General features: G+C 65.8%; 17 protein-coding genes. 7 read left to right on the forward strand and 10 right to left on the reverse strand.

Annotated elements, in window-relative coordinates; genetic code table 11:
• Positions 1 to 3: 3 nt before the first annotated feature.
• From BLW48_RS36010 to mgrA, 8 genes are all read right to left on the reverse strand, one after another.
• Positions 4 to 1,839 carry an amino acid ABC transporter permease/ATP-binding protein gene (locus BLW48_RS36010; protein ID WP_093173760.1) on the reverse strand — a complete coding sequence of 612 codons (1,836 nt, stop codon included), beginning with the start codon at positions 1,837 to 1,839 and terminating at the stop codon, positions 4 to 6.
• Entirely contained in the window at positions 1,836 to 2,375 is a 540-nt protein-coding gene (locus tag BLW48_RS07360) for a GNAT family N-acetyltransferase (protein WP_093173762.1), read from the reverse strand. The genes BLW48_RS36010 and BLW48_RS07360 overlap by 4 nt, the downstream gene beginning before the upstream one ends.
• A complete protein-coding gene (locus tag BLW48_RS07365; RefSeq protein WP_093173764.1) occupies positions 2,375 to 3,715 on the reverse strand; it encodes an LLM class flavin-dependent oxidoreductase in 1,341 nt (446 codons plus the stop codon). The genes BLW48_RS07360 and BLW48_RS07365 overlap by 1 nt, the downstream gene beginning before the upstream one ends.
• A 42-nt stretch (positions 3,716 to 3,757) precedes the next feature.
• Positions 3,758 to 4,768: an LLM class flavin-dependent oxidoreductase gene (locus BLW48_RS07370; protein WP_093173766.1), complete on the reverse strand. Its 1,011-nt coding sequence runs from the start codon at positions 4,766 to 4,768 to the stop codon at positions 3,758 to 3,760.
• A gap of 145 nt (positions 4,769 to 4,913) precedes the next feature.
• The gene (locus BLW48_RS07375) at positions 4,914 to 5,240 is read right to left on the reverse strand and encodes a hypothetical protein (RefSeq protein ID WP_093173768.1); all 327 of its coding nucleotides are present in this window, start codon (positions 5,238 to 5,240) and stop codon (positions 4,914 to 4,916) included.
• Between the two features lie 13 nt (positions 5,241 to 5,253).
• Positions 5,254 to 6,102: a hypothetical protein gene (locus BLW48_RS07380; protein WP_093173770.1), complete on the reverse strand. Its 849-nt coding sequence runs from the start codon at positions 6,100 to 6,102 to the stop codon at positions 5,254 to 5,256.
• Positions 6,103 to 6,277: 175 nt separating this feature from the next.
• Complete coding sequence (locus BLW48_RS34955; RefSeq protein WP_143047731.1) at positions 6,278 to 6,475, reverse strand: hypothetical protein; 198 nt, start codon at positions 6,473 to 6,475, stop codon at positions 6,278 to 6,280.
• Positions 6,476 to 6,581: 106 nt separating this feature from the next.
• A complete protein-coding gene (mgrA, locus tag BLW48_RS07385; RefSeq protein ID WP_093173772.1) occupies positions 6,582 to 7,622 on the reverse strand; it encodes an L-glyceraldehyde 3-phosphate reductase in 1,041 nt (346 codons plus the stop codon).
• A 215-nt stretch (positions 7,623 to 7,837) separates the two neighbouring features.
• Here mgrA and BLW48_RS07390 point away from each other — a divergent pair, with 215 nt between their 5' ends.
• Genes BLW48_RS07390 through BLW48_RS07410 form a run of 5 tightly spaced genes read left to right on the forward strand, consistent with a single transcriptional unit; the run spans position 7,838 to position 11,914 of the window.
• On the forward strand, positions 7,838 to 8,902 hold the full coding sequence (locus BLW48_RS07390; protein ID WP_093173774.1) for an ABC transporter substrate-binding protein: 1,065 nt from the start codon (positions 7,838 to 7,840) through the stop codon (positions 8,900 to 8,902).
• A 10-nt stretch (positions 8,903 to 8,912) separates the two neighbouring features.
• The gene (locus BLW48_RS07395) at positions 8,913 to 9,722 is read left to right on the forward strand and encodes an ABC transporter ATP-binding protein (RefSeq protein ID WP_093173776.1); all 810 of its coding nucleotides are present in this window, start codon (positions 8,913 to 8,915) and stop codon (positions 9,720 to 9,722) included.
• Positions 9,719 to 10,549 (forward strand): ABC transporter permease, encoded by an 831-nt coding sequence (locus BLW48_RS07400; RefSeq protein ID WP_093173778.1) that lies wholly within the window; start codon positions 9,719 to 9,721, stop codon positions 10,547 to 10,549. The genes BLW48_RS07395 and BLW48_RS07400 overlap by 4 nt, the downstream gene beginning before the upstream one ends.
• Positions 10,550 to 10,562: 13 nt before the next feature.
• Positions 10,563 to 11,426, forward strand: a complete 864-nt coding sequence (locus BLW48_RS07405; RefSeq protein WP_256330729.1) for a substrate-binding periplasmic protein — start codon at positions 10,563 to 10,565, stop codon at positions 11,424 to 11,426.
• A 56-nt stretch (positions 11,427 to 11,482) separates the two neighbouring features.
• Positions 11,483 to 11,914 carry a GNAT family N-acetyltransferase gene (locus BLW48_RS07410; protein ID WP_093173782.1) on the forward strand — a complete coding sequence of 144 codons (432 nt, stop codon included), beginning with the start codon at positions 11,483 to 11,485 and terminating at the stop codon, positions 11,912 to 11,914.
• Positions 11,915 to 11,920: 6 nt separating this feature from the next.
• Here BLW48_RS07410 and BLW48_RS07415 read toward each other — a convergent pair whose 3' ends face one another.
• Positions 11,921 to 13,408 carry an MFS transporter gene (locus tag BLW48_RS07415; RefSeq protein ID WP_093074484.1) on the reverse strand — a complete coding sequence of 496 codons (1,488 nt, stop codon included), beginning with the start codon at positions 13,406 to 13,408 and terminating at the stop codon, positions 11,921 to 11,923.
• 127 nt (positions 13,409 to 13,535) lie between these two features.
• On the opposite strand from BLW48_RS07415, the gene BLW48_RS07420 reads away from it, so the two are divergent.
• Positions 13,536 to 14,468 carry a LysR substrate-binding domain-containing protein gene (locus BLW48_RS07420; protein ID WP_093173784.1) on the forward strand — a complete coding sequence of 311 codons (933 nt, stop codon included), beginning with the start codon at positions 13,536 to 13,538 and terminating at the stop codon, positions 14,466 to 14,468.
• Between the two features lie 125 nt (positions 14,469 to 14,593).
• On the forward strand, positions 14,594 to 16,327 hold the full coding sequence (locus BLW48_RS07425; protein ID WP_093173786.1) for a carboxylesterase/lipase family protein: 1,734 nt from the start codon (positions 14,594 to 14,596) through the stop codon (positions 16,325 to 16,327).
• A 49-nt stretch (positions 16,328 to 16,376) separates the two neighbouring features.
• Here BLW48_RS07425 and BLW48_RS07430 read toward each other — a convergent pair whose 3' ends face one another.
• Complete coding sequence (locus BLW48_RS07430) at positions 16,377 to 17,609, reverse strand: SAM-dependent methyltransferase (protein ID WP_093173788.1); 1,233 nt, start codon at positions 17,607 to 17,609, stop codon at positions 16,377 to 16,379.
• Positions 17,610 to 17,634: the final 25 nt, after the last annotated feature.

Here is a 17,634-nt window from a genome sequence, read left to right on the forward strand (position 1 = left end):
AAGTCAAAGAACCTTGGCCAGGAACTCGGCCGTGCGCGGATGCTCCGGCGCGTTGAACACCTTGTCGGGCGAGCCGGTTTCGAGAATCCGCCCGCGCTCCATGAAGACGATGGTGTCGGCCACCTCGCGGGCAAAGCCGATCTCGTGCGTGACGATGACCAGCGTGGTGCCCGAGCGCGCCAGCTCCTTGATGACGGCCAGCACTTCGCCGACCAGTTCGGGGTCGAGCGCCGAGGTGGGCTCGTCGAACAGCAGCACCTTCGGCCTGAGCGCCAGCGCACGGGCAATCGCCACGCGCTGCTGCTGGCCGCCGGAGAGCTGCCTCGGATAGGCATGCGTCTTGTCGCTCAGGCCCACGCGCACCAGCAGCTCCGAAGCCAGCGCCTCGGCTTCCGCGCGCGGCAGGCCGCGCACCGACACCGGCGCCTCCACGATGTTCTCCAGCACCGTGAGGTGCGGGAACAGGTTGAAGTTCTGGAACACCATGCCCACGTCGACGCGGCGCTTGAGAATTTCCTTCTCGTGCAGCTCGTAGAGCGTGTCTTCGTCGCGGCGGTAGCCGATGAGCTCACCGTCGATGGCAATGAAGCCGTCGTCCACGCGCTCCAGGTGGTTGATGGCGCGCAGCAGCGTCGACTTGCCCGAACCCGACTGGCCGAGGATGACCGTCACGCTGCCCTGCCCCACGGTCAGCGTCACGTCGTCGAGCACCTTGAGCGCACCGAAGCTCTTCGAAACGCCGTGGATAGTGACCTCGCCACCCTGCGTGAGCGGATCGGTCCATCGCGGCACCTGTGCAGGGGCATCGGCAACAGATGCCTCCTCGGCCACAGGCCGCGCTGCCGGCACCTTCGCGCGCCACAGCCCGCGCACCACGCCGCCAAGCCACGAGCTCGGCGGATTGCGCAGCGCCCCGCGCGAGAAATGCCGCTCGACGTAGTGCTGCACCACCGACAGCACCGTGAGGATGATGAGGTACCACACCGTCGCCACCATCAGCAGCGGAATCACTTCCAGGTTGCGCCGGTAGATGATCTGGATCGTGTAGAACAGCTCGGGCAGCGCCAGGATGTAGAGGTTCGATGTGCCCTTGGCCAGCCCGATGATGTCGTTGAACGCCGTGGGCAGAATGGTCCGCATGGCCTGCGGCAGCATGATGCGAAAGGACTGCCGTGTGCGCGACAGCCCCAGCGCCGCCGCGGCTTCGAGCTGCCCCTGCTCCACCGACAGGATGCCGCCGCGCACGATCTCCGAGGCAAAGGCTGCCTGGTTCAGCGTGAGGCCCAGCAGCGCCGCCACGAACGGGCTGATCAGTTGTGTTGTCGGATACGAGAAGAAAGTGACGTCGGTGCCCGGAATGCCCAGCGTCACCGTCTCGTAGAGATAGCCCAGGTTGTTGATGATCAGCAGCAGCACGATCACCGGAATCGACCGGAAGATCCAGGTGAACACCCAGGCCAGCCGCGCCAACAGCGGCGAGCGGGACACACGCGCCAGCGCCAGGGCAGTGCCGAAGAAAAAGCCCAGCAGCGCACCCAGCGCCGTCAGCAGCAACGTGCGGCCCAGGCCTTGCAGCACAGGCTCGGCGAAGAACCATTGCGCGAATACGCCCCAGCCCCAGCGCGGGTTGGTCAGCGTCGAATGCAGCACGATGCCGATGACGAGCACCGCGAAGATCGTGCCGGCCGTTCGCGCGGGGTATCTGGCCGGCACGACGCGAAAGTGCGAGTAGTCGCCCTTCGCGGGCACTGGTGCAGGTGCTGGGCGCTGCGGTTGCGGCGCGCGAACCGGTACGGGGCTTCGCGGCTCGGCGCCGGCATCGAGAACGGTCGTATTCATCGCTGCACCGCCTCAGCCTGTTGCTCGGCAAGGCGACCGTGATGGCGCCCCGTGTTCAAGTACTTCTCGAACGGCAGCTTGCGCGGCGTCTCCGGGTCGACAGGCGGATCGAACAGCGCCGTGTAGCCATGGCCGAGATACAGGCCCACGGCCTCAGGCTGGCGAAAGCCGGTCGTCAGGTAAATGCGCTCATAGCCCTGCCGCAGCACCTGAGCTTCCAGTTCAGCGAGCACCTTGCTGGCCAGGCCCTGCCGCCGCAGATCGCTGTGCGTCCACACACGCTTGAGTTCCGCTGTGCGCTCGTCGTGGCGCATGAACGCGCCGCCACCGATGGCAACGCCGTCGCGCAGCAGCAGCACGAAGTTGCCGCCGTGCGATGGCGCGAACACCTCGGGCGGATAGCGATCCATCTCGCGCGGCGCACCCGGCTCGCGCAGCACGTCGCCGTAGCGGCTGTCGTACTCGAAGGCCAAGCCCTCGATGAGCGGCTTCGCGCGCGGGTCGAGCGGCGTGGTGTAGAGGAACTGTTCGCTCATCAGGCAGCCTTCTGCACCGCGGGCGCAACTTCCTGCGCCGCATAGCGGCTCGCCTTGCGCGGCAGGCCCAGGTGGTCACGCAGCGTGTGACCGGGCAGTTCGCGCTGGTAGCGCCCGCGCGCTTCCAGCACCGGAATCACGAACTCGATGAAGTCGTCGAGGCCCTGCCCCAGCACCGGAAATCCGAGGATGAAGCCATCGGCCGCGCCCTCGTCCACCCAGCGGATGATCTCGTCGGCAATGCGCTCGCCGGTGCCCACGAACTGCGTGCGCGGCGTGGCCACTTCGAGCGCCACTTCGCGCAGGGTCTGGCCCTTGGCCTTCGCATTGGCCTTGATGCGGTCGGTGGTCGAGCGAAAGCTGTTGCGGCCGATCTCACCCAGCTCGGGGAACGGCGCGTCCAGCGGGTACTGGCTGAAGTCGTGGTGGTCGAAGAAGCGGCCGAGGTAGGCCAGTGCCTCTTCCACCGTCAGCAGCTCGCGGATGGCGCGGTACTTGGCTTCGGCCTCCGCCTCTGTGGCCGCGACCACGGGGCCGATGCCGGGGAAGATCTTCACGTCGTCGGCCTGCCGGCCCTGTGCGACCGCGCTGGCTTTCACCTGCCTCAGGAAGCTGCGCGTGTCTTCCAGCGAAGGCGAATGGGTGAACACCGCGTCCGCATACTTGCCCGCAAGCCCGATGCCCGCGTCCGACGAGCCAGCCTGGAAGATCACCGGCTGCCCCTGCGGCGAGCGCTGGATGTTCAGCGGGCCCGACACCTGGAAGAAGCGCCCCTTGTGGTCCAGCGTGTGCAGCTTCTCGCGGTCGAAGAACTGGCCGCTCTCTCGGTTGCGCACGAAGGCGTCGTCGTCCCAGCTGTCCCACAGGCCTTGCGTGACGGCCAGGTACTCGTCGGCGATCTCGTAGCGCAATGCGTGCTCGGGGTGCGCGCGGCTGTAATTCTTGGCGCTGCCTTCGAGCGGCGTGGTCACCACGTTCCAGCCCGCGCGGCCGCCGCTGATCAAATCGAGCGAGCCGAACTGGCGCGCCACCGTGAACGGGTCGCTGTACGAGCTGGAGACAGTGCCCGCGAGGCCGATCTTCGAGGTCACGGTCGCGAGCGCTGACAGGATCGAGATCGGCTCGAAGCGGTTGAGAAAGTGCGGGATCGACTTCTCGTTGATGTAGAGCCCGTCCGCCACGAATGCGAAGGCGATGCCTGCTGCTTCGGCCTTCTGTGCGGTGCGCACGAAGAAGTCGAGATTCACGCTGGCATCCGCAGGCCCGCCCGGATGCTTCCACGAATTCATATGGCTGCCTGCTCCTTGCAGCATGACGCCGAACTTGATGTTGTTGCTCATGACGATCGCTCTCTTGTCTCTTCTGGAATGGAAAGGGAAGGCTCAGGCCGGCACGGGTGTCGATTTGTTCGCCTTGGCGAGCAGTTCGACGGATGCGTGACGCTCCGCGAAACCGGCCACCGGGATGTCGATGACGAACTCCTCGATGCCGTAGCGCTCGCTCAGCGCATCGAGCGCATCGCGCACCTCTTCACCGGTGCCCGCGACCACATGAGGGCGGCGTTCTTCGGTGCGGTAGTCGCTCACGCCGGCCTGCCGCGCGAACTCGGCAGCGGCTTCGAGGCTCGGCAGGTTGACGCTCTGGCCGGTAGGCAGGTGCACGCGAAAGCTGCGCAGCGCGCCGACAAGCTCCGCGGCTTTCTCGTGCGTTTCTGCTGCGAATGCAAAGAGCGCGAGCAGCGGTGCGCGCCCGGACTCCGCGCGATAGGCCTCTAGCGATTGCGCGAGATTCACCGGGTCGCCGTTGAAGTGCCCCGCATAGACGAACTGCCAGCCGAGTCGCGCAGCAAGCACCGCGCTCTCGGGGCTGCCGCCGAGCAGCACGCGCTGCGGCAGCTGTGGCGGATTTGGCGTGGCAACCGCACCGGCCAGCGCATGGCCGGAGGCAATGCCGTCGTGCAGGAATGCATCGAGCTCGGCCAGGCGCACGCCGAAGTCTTCGCCCCTCTTCACCGGATCGTGCAGCCACTGCAGCGCCTTGCTCGTCAGCGGCAGGCCACCGGGCGCCTTGCCAATGCCCAGGTCCACACGACCCGGCGCCAGCGAGGCCAGCACGCGGAAGATCTCGGCCACCTTGAACGGGCTGTAGTGCTGCAGCATGACGCCACCCGTGCCTACGCGGATGCGCGAAGTCTTCGCAAGCACATGCGCAGCCAGCACTTCGGGCGCCGAGCCTGCGTAGTTCTTGTTGCCGTGATGTTCGGCGAGCCAGTAGCGGCGGTAGCCCAGTCGCTCAGCGCTCTGTGCGAGCGAGATGGTGTGCTGGAACGCCTGTGCGGCGTCGGAGCCTTCGGGAATCAGGCTCTTGTCGAGAAGGGACAGCGAGTAGGACACGGTATGAGGCGGGAAGCGCCCTTGAAAGAATTGCTTCAAATTCTCTCGGGCATCGCGCGCACCGGTTGCGCCGAATTTCTATATCGATATCTGTTGAATGCTCGGTCGCCGCAATGGTCTGGACTGAAATTCCGCGATTTGCCCCTCAAGGCAGCAAGGTGACGATCGTCTCCAGAACACCCAGGAAATCGGCAACGATCTCGAGTGTCTCCTGCGCTTTCTTGAACCCCGCCAGTTGACTTTGAAGGAGAAGCACGGAGCTCGAAAGTCCTGCGAGAGTGATTTTTGCCTGACCCGTCAAACTCGCGAACGCATTGTTCTCTACCTTCAGCAAGGCAAGGTAGGTCGTATTGAGTTGCTTCTGATGAACTTTTCTTTGTGCGGCCGTCAGCGACGCGGCATCTATTGCATAGAGAGAGATAAACGAGTCCTCGATGGCAGTGCGGAAAGCCTCGTAGTCATAGTCGTTCATGATGTTCTCCTCGCTAGTACGCGCTCTTGACGGATTTGATCGCCTCGGCACCCGCCTTGATGTTCGCGAGCGATTGCTTGATCTCTTCCGCCGAATAATCTCCACGCAGCGTAGTGATCCACTGTTTCTGCATGTCCACGCTGGCCTTCTTGGCCTTTTGCAGGATCTCGATGACCGGCGTCGTCTTCACGTAGGCAGTCCAAGCATCGCGCCATGGTGCACCCAGCTCGGTCTTGGGATCGAGGTAGGGCTTCTCCACCTTGAGCTTGTAGGCTTTGGCGCGCTCGGCTTCGGCCCTGACTGCTATCCAGCGAATCTCCTCATCAAGAAGTTTTTCGCTCAACGCAAGAGCTTCCCCTACCGTGACCGCATCTCTTCTGAGTGCTCTTTCAACCGCAGCCGCATGAACCTGCTTCGCAACGAATCCCGCCAGGCCGGACAGGGATTTCTTTTTCTCGTCGCTGAGCTTCAGCCCCACGGGCTCTTTTTTCAAGGCGTCCGCAACCTGCTCTACCGATGCGGCAGTGGCTGCACTTTGATCGTCCTTGGCCAAGGCTCCCAGCTCTTCGAAGTAGGAGCCGATCTTCCTGAAATAGACATTCGCTTCGCCGACCAGAGCCCGCCTCTCCAGAATGAGTGCAGTCGTCTGATTCAGCATCGCCGGGTTTCTTGTCGCCTCGTTCGAAAGAAAAACCGCATTGAAGGAGATCGAGTTCTCTAGCGCGAGCTCGTTCACTTGGCCAAGCGTTTCAGCATATGCCTTGCCGGCAGTGGCAACGCTCTGAGCTCGATCGACGACAACGGTGGTGCAGCCGGTTGAGATAACGGCGGCAATTACCGCCAGAAGATTACGGATTCTCATGGGTTCCTCTCTCCTCGCGCTTTTGCGCTACCTTGTTCCGCTTACGGGCAGTGCCGAATGTAGGTATCACCTGCGCCGGTGACATCCCCAAAACTGGGGATGGAGAACCGAGCAAAAAGAGAGAGGCGGTGGAGGACTTGCGCTGAGTCAGCGCACACTGGAAAGCACGCGCAGTTCACCACGAATGCGGCAGCAAGGCCAGAGCGGCCGCAGCATGCAACCGCCGCAGCGCCCTCACCGGCACATAGCCATGCGGCGCACGCCGCGCCACTTCGTGTGCCGAGCCTGGCGGAATGCGCCAGGCCTTGGTTGTCAGGGCGAGAACGTGGCGGGCCTGGGCCGCCGGAGAAACGTAGTGGGTGCGCAGTGGCATGGCAACGGTCGAAAGAAAACTTCGGCCGATTCTGCGCAGTGCCACTGCTTTTCCAAAGACGGATTCCAAGTTACCTGATGCGGTTCGCGAATCGCGATCCCGGGGTTCAGGCGAAATCGGTCGATGGCCTCTCCCAGAGATTGACGCCGCCTTCCACCGCGTATTTGTCGATCTCGGCCAGTTCCTCTGTGCTCAACGGCGCGTGCGACAGCGCCGCAACGTTGTCGACGATCTGCTCGGGCCGGCTCGCGCCGATCAGCGCGGAGCTGACGCGCGGATCGCGCAGCGTCCACGTCAGCGCGAGCTGCGCCAGCGTCTGGCCGCGGCGCTTCGCGATCTCGTTGAGCGCGCGGGCACGCTCAACGTTGGCTTCGGACAGGTGCTCCTGCTTGAGCGAGCCGCCGCCGGGTCGGTTGATTCGAGCATCGGCCGGAATGCCCTTCAGATACTTGTCTGTCAGCAGGCCCTGTGCGAGCGGCGTGAACGCGATGACGCCGGCGCCCAGTTCATCAGTCGCGTTCAGCAGGTCTTTCTCGATCCAGCGGTTGAACAGGTTGTAGGCCGGCTGATGGATCAAGAGCGGCACCTTCCACTCGCGCAGCAGCGCGGCGATCTCGCGCGTCTTGCCGGCCGAGTAGGACGAAATGCCGATGTACAGCGCCTTGCCCTGCTGCACGGCCTGGGCCAGCGCGGAAGCGGTTTCTTCCAGCGGCGTGTGCGGGTCGAAGCGATGCGAATAGAAGATGTCGACGTAGTCCACGCCCAGGCGCTGCAGGCTCTGGTCGAGGCTCGCGAGCACGTATTTGCGCGAACCGCCGCCCTGTCCGTACGGGCCCGGCCACATGTCCCAGCCGGCCTTGCTCGAAATGATGAGTTCGTCGCGGTACGGCTTGAAGTCTTCGCGCAGCAGCCGGCCGAAGTTGGTTTCCGCGCTGCCGTACGGCGGGCCGTAGTTGTTGGCCAGGTCGAAGTGGTTGATGCCCAGGTCGAAGGCCGTGCGCAGCAGTTGGCGCTGCGTGGCAATGGAGGTGGTGTCCCCGAAGTTGTGCCAGAGCCCGAGCGAGATGGCGGGCAGCACGAGCCCGCTGCGCCCGACGCGGCGGTAGGGAATGGCGTCGTAGCGCTTGGAGTCGGCGTGGTAGGTCATGGGTGTGTCTTGTCTTGACGGTGGATGGAGAAAAGGAAAAGAGCCGTCGAGGATGCCCCCGCAGGCACAGCGCGGCAAGCATTTCCACGCCGCTGTCGCGCTTATCCGTCGCCGCATATGCATAGGCGGTTTTCTTCGTTGGCGCAGCGCGGGGCGCTTTCTAGCATCGGCGCTCCGCCAACTCCCAGACCGCTCCCCTGCCGGAGCGCGCCGTCATGCCCATCGAAGCCTCTTCCCTCCCTTCGCGCCGCCTTGCGCTCAAGACTTTCGCCTCGCTGACCGCGGCCGGGGGCCTCGGTGGCCTGTTGCTGGCGGGTTGCTCGCGCGACGAAGGCAAGACCGCATCGGCCGGCGGCGCTCCGGCCGTGGTGAAGAAGGTCGGCGAGAAGGTTGCGTTCAAGTATCCGAACAACCCCTCGTTCGACCTGATCTACCTGGCCGACGAGCTCGGCTACTTCGAGGGCACGAACACGCGCCCCGAGTACGTGGGCAAGATCGCCGCGCCGCAGATCATTCCGCTGGTGGGCACGGGTGAGATCGACTTCGGCAGCCGCATGGTGCCGCTGGTGATCTCTGCCATTGCCTCGGGTGCCGACCTCAAGGTGGTGGCAGCAGGCGGCAAGACGCTGCAGGAAGCGCCGCACATGAAGTACTTCGTTCGCAAGGACTCGGGCATCCGCGAACCGAAGGACCTCGAAGGCAAGACCATCGGCTTCAACAGCTTCGGCGCGTGCGCCGAGTTCGTCACCAAGAAGTACCTGCGCCAGCACGGCGTGGACGTGAACAAGATCAACTTCGTCGTCATTCCCGACGAGCAGGCCGAGCAGACGCTGGTAACGCGCAACACCGACCTGGCGATCATCCACGCGCCCTTCTCGGGCCGTGCCGACAACGCCGAGCAGCTGGTACGGCTGTGGAGCGACTTCGACCTCGACGGCGGCCTCGGCGGCATGGCGCCGTACAGCGCGCACGGCCAGTTCATCCGCCAGCACCCCGAGGCGGTGCGCGACGTGGTCGTTGCGCTGGCCAAGGCCGGCAACTGGGTCAACGCCAACACCGAGGAAGCCCGCAAGCTGGTGGCCAAGCGCATCAACATGGACCTGAAGAACGTCGACCGCTATGCCTACGTCGACGACCTGGTGGTGACCGAGCCGCCGATCCAGTACTACATCGACATCCTGCAATCCGAAGGCAAGCTCGCCTCCGGCAAGGTGGCGGTGAAGGACGTGTACACGAACGAGTTCAACCCCTTCGTCAACAAGATCGCCACGAAGGCCTGAGCACGCGCCGATGACCATCAAGATCTCTGCCCGCGATGTGCGGATGGACTACGCAGCCCGCGGCGCGAGCGAGCGCGTGTGTGTGCTCGAAGGCTTCGACCTCGACGTGCGCGAGGGTGAATTCCTCTCGGTGCTCGGCCCGTCGGGCTGCGGCAAGTCGACCTTTCTCGGCATCCTGGCCGGGCTGACCGAGCGCACCGGCGGGCGCATCGCCATCAACGGCCAGCCGCTCGCGGGCATCAATCGCAACCAGGGTGTGGTGTTCCAGGGCTATGCGCTGTTTCCGTGGCTCTCGGTGCTCGACAACATTGCGGTCGGGCTAGAGATACGCGGTGTCGGCAAGGCCGAGCGCCGCCGCACCGCGCACGAATACCTCGAACTGGTCGGCCTGCATGGCTTTGCTGACCGATACCCGCACGAGATTTCTGGCGGCATGAAGCAACGCGTGGCCATTGCACGTTCGCTCGCCTACAAGCCCGACGTGCTGCTGATGGACGAGCCCTTCGCCGCGCTCGATGCGCAGACGCGCGAGATTCTCCAGGGCGAGCTGCTGCGCATCTGGGAGCAGTACCGCAAGACCATCGTGTTCATCACGCACAGCCTGGAAGAAGCGGTGTACCTGTCGGACCGCGTGGCGGTGATGACGCAGCGGCCCGGCCGCATCAAGGACATCATCGACATTCCGCTTGCACGGCCGCGCTCGGCGGAGCTTCGTCACTCGGCCGAGTTCGCCGCGCTGCGCCAGCGTGCGTGGGAGGTGCTGAAGGACGAAGTGCAGATCGGCCTGCGGCCCAGGTCGCTCGAAGGGGTCGTGTCATGAGCGCCGTGCTCGACGCACCTGCAGCTCGCCAGCCGGGCAGCTTCTTCAAGAAGTTCGCTCGCGGCCTCGGCCGGGTGGCCGAACGCGGCATCGGCATCGTGATCTTCCTGGCGCTGTGGGAGGCCCTGCCGCGCCTTGGCATCGTGAGCGATGCCTACCTGAGCCCGCCTTCCGCCGTGATCGCGAGCATCGCCCAGCTCGTCGACACCGGCCAGCTCTGGAAGCACATGGCAGCGAGCCTGCAGCGCTCGCTGTGGGGACTGGTGCTCGCGAGCTTCTCTGGCGTGGTGCTGGGCCTGCTGATCGGCAGTTCAAGGCGGCTGGCGGCCATCGTCGATCCGGTGCTGCAGCTCTTTCGCCAGACTTCTGCCTTCGCGCTGTTTCCGGTGTTCATCCTGTTCCTGGGCATCGGCGAGCTGTCGAAGGTGGCGATCATCTTCTGGGCTTCGTTCTGGCCCGTGCTGCTGAGCACAGTGAGCGGCGTGAAGCAGGTCGACCGGCTGCTCGTGAACTCGGCGCTGTCGATGGGCGCGTCGCAGCGCTTCATCTTCTTCAAGGTGGTGCTGCCGGCGTCGCTGCCGTCGATCTTTACCGGCGTGCGGCTGGCGGGGGCGTACAGCATCACCGCGCTGGTGGCGGCCGAGATGATCGGCGCGCACTCGGGGCTGGGCTTTCTCACGCTGAATTCTCAGGAGACCTTCCAGATACCGACCATGTATGCGGGCATCCTGCTGCTGGCGGTGCTGGGGCTGGTGCTCAACTACCTGCTTGCGCTGCTGGAGCGGCGGTTGCTGCGCTGGCGGAGGGGGTTGAGTCTCGATGAGTGACGCTGCTTCCCCAGTGGCTTCGCGCCCCCGCCGGCTCGCGCTGGCAGGCGCCTCGCTCGTCGCGGCAGCCGCGCTGGCGGGCCTGGGTGCATCGTGGGCTTCGGGGAGCCGCCTGAGCGAACTGCCCAAGGGGCCGGTGCTGGCCAAGGCCATCGAACGTGGCACGCTGGTCGTCGGCGTGCGCCGCTATCCACGCCCCGCCCCTCCCGAAGCACCGACGCCGCCGGAACCCGATGGCTTCGATGCCGCACTCGCGCGCGAGCTGGCCCGCTCGCTGGGCGTGACGCTGGAACTGGTAGGGCTGGACGCTGCCGCGCAGGACGCGGCGCTGCGCGATGGCCGCGTCGACCTGCTGATCGCAGGAGTGCCGTCTGCCGCCGCGCCGAAAGGCATCGACGCTGCACCCGGCAGCTACGACACAGGCAGCGGCCTGGTGGTCGCGCTGCGCAAGGGTCGCGTGCAGGATGCGCAGGCGCTACGCGGCGCGCCGGTCTGCGTGGGCGAAGGCTCGGGCTATGCCGGTGCAGTGTCGCTGCGATACGGGGCTGAGCCGCGCAGCTATCCCTCTTCCGTGCATGCCGTGTCGGCCTTCATGGCGGGCGAATGCGCTGCGCTGGCCGAAGATGCCGAAGTGCTGGAACGCCTGCTGAAGAACGACGAATGGCGCTTCTACAAGCCGCTGGCAAGCGGCCTGCGCCCGCCATCGGACGCCGCCATCCGCCTGCCGCAAGGCGACGCCGCTTCGCGCGACTACCTGGCCGCCGCGCTGCGCCAATGGCGCGCGGACGGCACGCTGGCACAGGCGCGCGGTGCGCGCGCGGGCAACCTGCAGTTCGAGATCACGCTGCTCAAGGACGGGTTCGTCTGTCATTCCTGAGCGGGCGGCGGTTCGGGGCCGGTACAGTTGCCCAGCTCCTACCCAGCCCACATGCCATGACGAACATCACGATCACGACACCCACGCCCGAAGAAGTCCACTCCGGCGAGCTGGGCCTCAAGCTGCGGCACTACAACTACGGCTTTGTCGGCGAGTACCCCGAGCAGCAGTACATCCGCCTCAACGCGAGGGACGAAAACGGCAGCCTCCTTGGCGGACTGCGCAGCTTCGTGTTCCTGTATTGGCTCAACGTCGAAGTGCTCTTCGTCGAGGAAGACGCGCGAGGCGCGGGCCTCGGCAGCCGCCTGCTCGCCGAAGCAGAGCGGCAGGCCATCGCGCTAGGTGCGAAGAACGCGAATGTCAGCACCTTCCAATGGCAGGCCCGGCCGTTCTACCTGAAGCACGGCTACGAGGAGTTCGCCCGCATCGACGACTACGCGCCCGGCTTCTACCTGGCGTATATGAAGAAGTCTCTGCTGGGGCCCTGAAACCGGCTACTTCGGCGCCGGCTTCCCCGCCCCGACTGCATGGCTCTCCAGCCCTTCCTTGGGCAGCAGCAATGCCAGCGCGATCACACCCAGGCTCACGACCAGCATCGCCACGAAGGTGAGATGCAGCGAGCCACCCAGCGACAGACGGATGCCTGCATCCCCCGCGACGGAGCCGTGCACGCCCTGCAGCAGCAGGCGCAACTGGTCGTCGGTGAACATCATCGTGCCGTCGCCGCGCGTCAGCCCGAAATTGAAGACCGCGCCGAAGAAGGCCGCGCCCAGCGCGCTGCCGAGGTTGCGCGAGAACACGTTCGATGCGGTGGCGACGCCGCGCTGCGAAAGCTCCACGCCCTCCTGGATCAGGATCAGCGAGCTCAGGCTCATCACGCCCATGCCGAGGCCGATGATGAAAGAGCCCACGGCGGGCAGCACCGGCGAGCTGCCGGCGCCCAGCAAGGCGAAGGTCGATGTGCCCAGCGGAATCAGCGCCGCACCGGCCACCACCATGCGCCAAAGCCCGATGCGGTGGAAGGTGCGCGAGGTCAGCGTCGCGCCGATGGGCCAGCCGAGCATCACCATCGTGAGCGTGAGGCCGGCCGTGACCGACGAACGCTCGAGCACCACCTGCACGTACATCGGCAAAAAGGTCGTGATGCCGATCAGCACCATGCCGGCGAGCATGGCCGCGCCGTTCACGGTGGCGATCATCCGCGCGCCCCAGAGGCGCAGCGACACCATGGGGTCGGCCGCGCGGCGCTCCTGTGCGATGAACAGCGCGAGCGTGACGACGAATAACCCGGCCCACGCGAGCGCCACGCCTGAATTGCCGACACCGAACTCGGTCAGCGCAATCATCAGCGCCGCAATGCCGATGGTGAACAGCACCGCGCCCACCATGTCGATGGATGAGCGCCGCACCGTGGGCGCCTCGTGCAAGAAGAACCAGAAGCCCGCCGCCGCGGCCAGGCCGATGGGTACGTTGACCCAGAAGATCCAGGCCCACGACAGCTTCTGCACGATCAGCGCGCCGATGATCGGCCCGACCACTGCAGACACGGCCCACACGCTCGCGAGCCAGCCCTGCACCTTGCCGCGCTCGCGCACCGGATAGAGGTCGCCCACGATGGTGAGCGACACGGGCTGGATGGCACCCGCGCCAATGCCCTGGATCAGCCGGAAGCAGATCATGGCCGGCATCGACCACGAGAAGCCCGCCAGCACCGAGCCGATGACGAAGACGGCGATGCCCACGAACATGATGGGCTTGCGGCCGTACAGGTCGGAGAGCTTGCCGAACACCACCGTCATCGCGGTCTGTGCGAGCAGGAAGGAGGCGAACACCCAGCTGTAGAGATGCAGGCCGCCCAGCTCGGAGGCGATCTGCGGCATCACGGTGGAGACGATGGTGGCTTCGATGGCCACCATCGCCATGGAGGCCATGATGGAGGCGATGACCAGCGGGCGGTTTGTTGTTCTGTTGGGGGAGGTCATGAGCCGTGCATGCTATAGACGGCACGAGTCCCTGTCCGCTGCTCGGGCTCTCGGCGCCGTTCGTTGGCTACAGTCCGGTGCAGCCGGCCGGCGTCATCCGGGCGCCGGGCGCTTCAGAAAGCTGCGAATGGATGAACTCAATGGCGTCGTCGACGACCTGATCGCGCTCGTGCTGGTGGTGGAAGCCGGCGGGTTCAACGCTGCGAGCACGCGCCACGACATTCCCGTGTCCCGGTTGAGCCGCCGCATCGCGGGCCTCGAAAAGCGCCTTGGCGTGAGCCTGCTGGTGCGCAGCTCCCGGCGCTTCAAGGTGACGGAAATCGGCGAACGCCTGTACCAGCACGGCCTGGCGATTCGCGCCGAGACCCGCAACGCGCTCGCCGTGGCGCAGGACACGCTCAACGAGCCGTCGGGACATTTGCGGGTGTCGTGCCCCGTCGCCATGGCCACGGGCCTGGTCGGACGACTGTGCGTGGAGTTCGTCAAGCGGCATCCGAAGGTGACGCTGACGCTGGACTCCACAGACGGGCGCCCTTCCCCTTGGAGCGAGGCGGCCGACCTGCTGATTCGCCCGAGCATCGACACGCTGCCCGATTCGAGCATGGTGTCGCGCAAGCTCGGCGATTTTCCGTACCTGCTGGCAGCCGCGCCGGCGCTGTTCGAGTCGCTGGGCGAGCCGGCCACGCCGCAAGCGCTTGCCGCGCTGGACGACTGCCCCGCCCTCGGCTGGACCTTCGGCCCGCATCCCTCGCGCTGGCTGCTGCGCGGGCCCGGCGATGCCGAGGTCGAGCTGAATGTGCATCCACGTTTCACCAGCGACAGCCTGCTGCAGATCCACCAGGCGGCGCTCGCGGGCATCGGCATCGCGCGGCTGCCGGTCAGCCTGTGTGCCAAAGACCTGGAACAGGGCCGCCTGCGTGTGGTGGCGCCGGGGTGGGCGCCGCCGACCATCTCGATTCACGCGCTGTATCCCTCGCGCCGCGATCTCACGCTGGCGGGGCGGCAGTTTCTGGCGATGCTGGTGGAGGCCACCGAGCCCTATTCGAAAACGGTGCGATAGCGTCGTTTCGAAACTGCATATTCAGAAAGCTGCGTTGCATTAGCCCGGGTGTCATCGCACGGTCATCGCTCCTAGCATCGGCCGCAAGTCGGGTCCGCTGTGGAACCGGCCACCCGAGGACGACGATGGCGCATCACGAGAAGAAGAGTTCTTTCCCGATCTGGCCCGAAAGCCGGCGGCGGTTCATCCAGGCGACCGGCGCGTTGATCGCGCTGCCGCTGGCCGGTTGCGGCGGCGGAGGCGGTGGCGGCTTCTCGACACCTTTTGCCGGGAACGGCACAGGCACCGGACAACAGGCCGCTGCGCCGGTCGCCGACACCACCTCGGGGCGGTTCAAGGGACAGGTCAGCGGCAGCGTTGCGTCGTACCTCGGCATTCCGTATGCCCAGGCGCCTGTCGGCGCGCTGCGCTTCCAGTCGCCGAAACCGTTCAAGCCCGCGTCCGACGTAGTGAACGCCGACAAGTTCGGCGCTGCCAGCCTGCAGACGCTGCCGCCGTACGTCACATGGATCTACCCCGTGCCGGCGCAGCAGAGCGAAGACTGCCTGACGGTCAACGTGTGGGCGCCTGCCGATGCCGCCAGGGCGCCGGTGATCGTGTGGCTGCACGGCGGCGCCTGGCGCACCGGCGCCACCAGCATGCCGCTGATGAACGGCGCAGCACTCGCGGCACTCGGCGTGGTGGTGGTCACAGTCAACTTCCGGCTGGGTGCGCTGGGTGGCCTTTCGCACCCGGACCTTGTCGATGCCGACACCGGCAGCGTCGCCAACTGGCAGTTGCAGGACCAGATGGCCGCGCTGCAATGGGTGCACCAGAACGCCGCCGCCTTCGGGGGTGACCCGGACAACATCTGCCTGATGGGGCAATCGGCCGGCGGCACCAGCGCGGCGGTCATTGCGCAGAACCCCACCTCCCGGAAGTTCCTGCGCAAGGTCGTGCTGTTGAGCCCCGGCAGCAACGCGGCACCGAACAGCTTCAGCCTGAAGGACGCGGCGGCATACACCGAACTGCTGGCCACCCACCTGAACACCACGCCGCGGGGCCTGCGCGATGTGCCGGCCGCCACGCTCCATACGGCGGAGATAGCGCTCAACGCGCAGCCGTTGCCAGCCACCATCACGACCGGGCGCAGTTCGAAGTTCGTTCCGGTCGTGGATGCGCAGTTCTGCCTCGCGGACTGGACGCGTGCCGCATGGCCGGCCGACCTGCCCGTGATCATCACGACCACGCTGACCGAAGGCAGCTTCTTCGTCGACCTGATCGACCCCGCCACCGGCAAGGCGCTGACGGCGCCCCTGCCGCAAAACGACACGCAGCTGCTGGCATACATCACATCGCTGACCAACTCGGCCACGGTGAGCAGCCAGGTGCTTGCAAGCTACCGCCAGGCTGCCGCCGACGAGGGACGGCCGACGGGCGCCGGCGACCTGATGGTGGAGATCTATGGCGACTACGCCATTCGCGTTCATTCGGTGCACTACGCCGGCAGGCTCGCCAGTGAAGGCAAGGACGTGCGCTTCGGCACCTACGCGCACGCCCTCAAGGCACCGGGACACGGCGTGCCGCACTGCGCCGACCTGCCATTGCTCTTCGGCACCTACGGGCTGGACTATTACAAGGACAAGGTCGGCAACGGCACCGCGGAAGCGCAGCTATCGGCGAGCATGGCAGCGGCGCTGGTGTCTTTCGCGCGTGAGCCTCAGGCCACGGCATTCGGCACCGGCACAACGTGGCCGCGCTACACGGGCCCCTTGGCGAATGCGGTGCGCATGGGCGAAGGCAGCAGCGCAGGCGTGGTCGTCGGCACTGTGCCGAAGCTGGCGCAACTCGCCATCTGGGACGGTCTTCTGGGCTACTGAAGCGGCTCAGGCGCGCGGCCCTCGGGCCGCACGCCGCCGCAACCATCAGTCAGCCCGCATTCAACGCCGAAGTGCCGTCGTAGATGTAGCGGCGCGACCAGGGCAGCGTCTTCGCCGACCTGCCCGCCTTGCGCCCGACGATCTGGTAGATGGCCACGTCGTCGTTCTCGAAGGCATAGGCGCAGCCCGCGAGGTAGATGCGCCAGATGCGGAATTTCTCCTCGTCGACGAACGCGTGCGCCTTCTCGCTGTTGGCTTCGTAGGCATCGCTCCAGCAGCGCAGCGTTTGCGCGTAGTGGCGGCGCAGGTTCTCCACGTCGAAGGCTTCGAGACCGCCCTGCTGCATGGCCTGCAGTGTCAGGCTGATGTGCGGCAGTTCGCCGTTGGGGAACACGTAGCGGTCGATGAAGTCGCCGCCGCCGTAAGACACGCCGCCGCCCTCGGGGTCGGACGAGGTGATGCCGTGGTTCATGACCACGCCGTCGTCGGCCAGCAGCTCCTGCACGCGCTTGAAGTACGCGGGCAGGTTCTTGCGGCCCACGTGCTCGAACATGCCGACGCTGGTGATGCGGTCGAACTGGCCGGTCACGTCGCGGTAGTCCTGCAGGCGGATCTCGATGCGGTCCTGCAGGCCGGCGGCCTTCACGCGTTCGGTCGCCAGGTCGAACTGGTTCTGTGACAGCGTCACGCCCACGCAGCGCGCGCCGAACTTGTGCGCCGCGCGAATCACCAGCGCGCCCCAGCCGCAGCCGATGTCGAGCAGGGTCTGGCCGGGCTTCAGTTCGATCTTGGTGAGGATGTGGTCGATCTTTTTCAGCTGCGCGGTGGCAAGGTCTTCGTCGCCGTTCTCGAAGTAGGCGCACGAATAGACCATGTTCGGGTCGAGCCACAGCCGGTAGAAGTCGTTGGAAACGTCGTAGTGGTACTCGATGGACCTCTTGTCCGACGACTTGGTGTGCGCGAAGTAGCGCGCCATGTGTCGCAGCGCCCCGCCGGGCTTGTCCATCGATGTCTTCGCAAGGCCGTAGGCAATGTCGATGACGTCGCTGAGCTTGCCTTCGATGTCGATCTTGCTCTTGACGTAGGCCTCGCCCAGGTTGTCGAGCGTGGGCTGCAGCATCAGCGACAGCGCCGCGGGCGACTTCACGTGCAGCGTGACCGAAGGCCCGCTGAAGGTGCCGAAGTCATAAGACTGGCCGTCCCACAAGGTGAGCCGCGCAGGCAGGTTGGCGCGTGCACGAACGGCGGCGCTCCACTGCGCCAGCTTCTTTTCCCAAAGCATGCATTTCTCCGTGTTGTTTGGTTCT

Origin of the sequence: Variovorax sp. YR266 (assembly GCF_900107295.1) — a bacterium.
Classification (GTDB): domain Bacteria; phylum Pseudomonadota; class Gammaproteobacteria; order Burkholderiales; family Burkholderiaceae_C; genus Variovorax.

Excerpts from the sequence above, each read along its gene's own strand:
- BLW48_RS34955 (WP_143047731.1), bottom strand. The coding sequence starts at position 6,475 with ATGCCACTGCGCACCCACTACGTTTCTCCGGCGGCCCAGGCCCGCCAC.
- mgrA (WP_093173772.1), bottom strand. The coding sequence starts at position 7,622 with ATGACCTACCACGCCGACTCCAAGCGCTACGACGCCATTCCCTACCGC.
- BLW48_RS07430 (WP_093173788.1), bottom strand. The coding sequence starts at position 17,609 with ATGCTTTGGGAAAAGAAGCTGGCGCAGTGGAGCGCCGCCGTTCGTGCA.
- BLW48_RS07425 (WP_093173786.1), top strand. The coding sequence starts at position 14,594 with ATGGCGCATCACGAGAAGAAGAGTTCTTTCCCGATCTGGCCCGAAAGC.
- BLW48_RS07400 (WP_093173778.1), top strand. The coding sequence starts at position 9,719 with ATGAGCGCCGTGCTCGACGCACCTGCAGCTCGCCAGCCGGGCAGCTTC.
- BLW48_RS07395 (WP_093173776.1), top strand. The coding sequence starts at position 8,913 with ATGACCATCAAGATCTCTGCCCGCGATGTGCGGATGGACTACGCAGCC.
- BLW48_RS07365 (WP_093173764.1), bottom strand. The coding sequence starts at position 3,715 with ATGAGCAACAACATCAAGTTCGGCGTCATGCTGCAAGGAGCAGGCAGC.
- BLW48_RS07415 (WP_093074484.1), bottom strand. The coding sequence starts at position 13,408 with ATGACCTCCCCCAACAGAACAACAAACCGCCCGCTGGTCATCGCCTCC.
- BLW48_RS07375 (WP_093173768.1), bottom strand. The coding sequence starts at position 5,240 with ATGAACGACTATGACTACGAGGCTTTCCGCACTGCCATCGAGGACTCG.
- BLW48_RS36010 (WP_093173760.1), bottom strand. The coding sequence starts at position 1,839 with ATGAATACGACCGTTCTCGATGCCGGCGCCGAGCCGCGAAGCCCCGTA.
- BLW48_RS07380 (WP_093173770.1), bottom strand. The coding sequence starts at position 6,102 with ATGAGAATCCGTAATCTTCTGGCGGTAATTGCCGCCGTTATCTCAACC.
- BLW48_RS07420 (WP_093173784.1), top strand. The coding sequence starts at position 13,536 with ATGGATGAACTCAATGGCGTCGTCGACGACCTGATCGCGCTCGTGCTG.
- BLW48_RS07410 (WP_093173782.1), top strand. The coding sequence starts at position 11,483 with ATGACGAACATCACGATCACGACACCCACGCCCGAAGAAGTCCACTCC.
- BLW48_RS07390 (WP_093173774.1), top strand. The coding sequence starts at position 7,838 with ATGCCCATCGAAGCCTCTTCCCTCCCTTCGCGCCGCCTTGCGCTCAAG.
- BLW48_RS07360 (WP_093173762.1), bottom strand. The coding sequence starts at position 2,375 with ATGAGCGAACAGTTCCTCTACACCACGCCGCTCGACCCGCGCGCGAAG.